The 1,701-nt window shown below is 31.1% G+C and carries 3 protein-coding genes; 1 reads left to right on the top strand and 2 read right to left on the bottom strand.

The annotated features are described in order from the left end of the window. Both HG1285_RS02700 and HG1285_RS02705 read right to left on the bottom strand, forming a co-directional pair. Positions 1-807, bottom strand: an 807-nt coding sequence (locus HG1285_RS02700; protein ID WP_008289059.1) for an FAD-binding oxidoreductase, incomplete at its 3' end; no start/stop codon positions are given. A gap of 17 nt (positions 808-824) precedes the next feature. Further along, complete coding sequence (locus HG1285_RS02705; protein ID WP_008289058.1) at positions 825-1,319, bottom strand: hypothetical protein; 495 nt, start codon at positions 1,317-1,319, stop codon at positions 825-827. A gap of 105 nt (positions 1,320-1,424) precedes the next feature. On the opposite strand from HG1285_RS02705, the gene HG1285_RS02710 reads away from it, so the two are divergent. Beyond that, on the top strand, positions 1,425-1,701 hold a 277-nt coding region (locus HG1285_RS02710; RefSeq protein ID WP_008289057.1), incomplete at its 3' end, for a rhodanese-like domain-containing protein.

Here is a 1,701-nt window from a genome sequence, read left to right as displayed (position 1 = left end):
AGCATTTATTGCAAGTTTATCCATAAATTCAAGGGCTGAAGGAGAAATTCCAGCCTTAAATATATCTTTAACAGTTTTCCCAACTGAAGCTATATCTGAGAATATTGCTTTAACTGTTTTTGCAGCTTTTGGTTTTGGTATTAGTTTTAAAGTTATTTCTGTAAATAGTCCTAAAGTTCCTTCACTACCTATTAAAAGTCTTGTGATGTCATACCCTGCCACGTCTTTTAAAGTTGGTCTTCCTGTGTGAATAATATCCCCTGTATGAATAACTGTGTTAAGTTCCATCACATACTCTCTTGTAACTCCGTATTTAACACATCTGGGACCACCTGCATTTTCTGCAACATTACCGCCAAGTGTACAGAATTTATAACTTGCTGGGTCAGGTGGATAAAAGAGACCTCTTTTTTCAACCTCTTTTTGAAGATTAAAAGTAATTACTCCCGGCTGAACCCTTGCGACAGAGTTTTCTTCATCTATTTCAAGAATCTTATCCATTTTTTCAAAAGATACCAAAACTCCTCCCTTCACAGGTAGTGCTCCTCCTGTATATCCAGAACCAGCTCCTCTTGGGGTTACTGGAATACCATTTTCATAACAAATTTTTACAATTTTCTGAACTTCCTCCTCATTCTCAGGAATTACCACAACATTAGGAAGCATTTTTATTCTGGTTGCATCATAAGAGTATAAAAGTCTGTCCATTTCATCATCTAAAACTCTATGCTCACCTAAAATTTCTTTTAACGCTCTTTTTACATTATCAGGAACAGGTATTATTTCTCTTTGCTCTACATTAAACATTTTTATACCTCAGCTTCTTATTTAATATCTTCAATATAAGCTTTATTTCCTTCTTTTTTAATGACAAACGTCAGAGGAAGGTTTAATTTTTTGGCATCTTCTAAGAGAAGCATCATGTCAGGGTCATAACTCATCTCAAAGTTTAATTTTTCTTTATTTATTTCTACAATACCTTTTATTTTATTACCTTCATGTTTTATCTCAATAACTTTACCTTTTGAAATTATCTTCGTTTCCATGTTTTGTTTATCTTGCTCAGCGGTACTTTTTTCTCTATCTGTTAAGATATTTTTTTCTTCAGCTAATTTTTCATCATTATTTCTTGCTTTCTTTTCTTCAGTTTCTTTTTTTATCTTTTGTTTTTCATTTTGTTTTAAGGTTGATGGTTGAATTTTTATCTCTTTTTGTACATTTTCAATTTTTGGTGGGGAGTAAAAAAGTTCATCTTTAAAAACATAAAGCACGACAACAACTAAAATAATAATGAAACCTATGTTTATCAAATGTTTCATCTTTACCCTCTATAAAAATATTTGAATATTCTAAATATGACATAAATTATGGTTAAATATATATACAGTATTATACTTTAATAAAAAACAAAGTAGGAGGTTCGTATGTTTTTAGATAAGGAAACTTACGAAAAAATACATATTTCCCCAAGAGAGTTAAAGGAAAAGATAGACAAAGGAGAGGATTTTATACTTTTAGATGTTAGAGAACCTCAAGAATATAACTTTTCAAGAATAAAAGAAAAAGATGCAATGCTTGTTCCTTTAATGAAACTACCTTCTGTTATGGATAAACTTCCTAAAGATAAACCTATATATGTTCTCTGTAGAAGTGGAAATAGAAGTCTTCAGGCTACGCTCTGGCTTATGCAAAAAGGGTTTG

Source organism: Hydrogenivirga sp. 128-5-R1-1 (genome assembly GCF_000171895.1).
Note: the sequence above shows the minus strand (reverse complement) of the source record. Positions and strands in the feature narration are given on the sequence as shown.

Coding starts and splice junctions, on each gene's coding strand:
- HG1285_RS02705 (WP_008289058.1), bottom strand. CDS start 1,319: ATGAAACATTTGATAAACATAGGTTTCATTATTATTTTAGTTGTTGTC.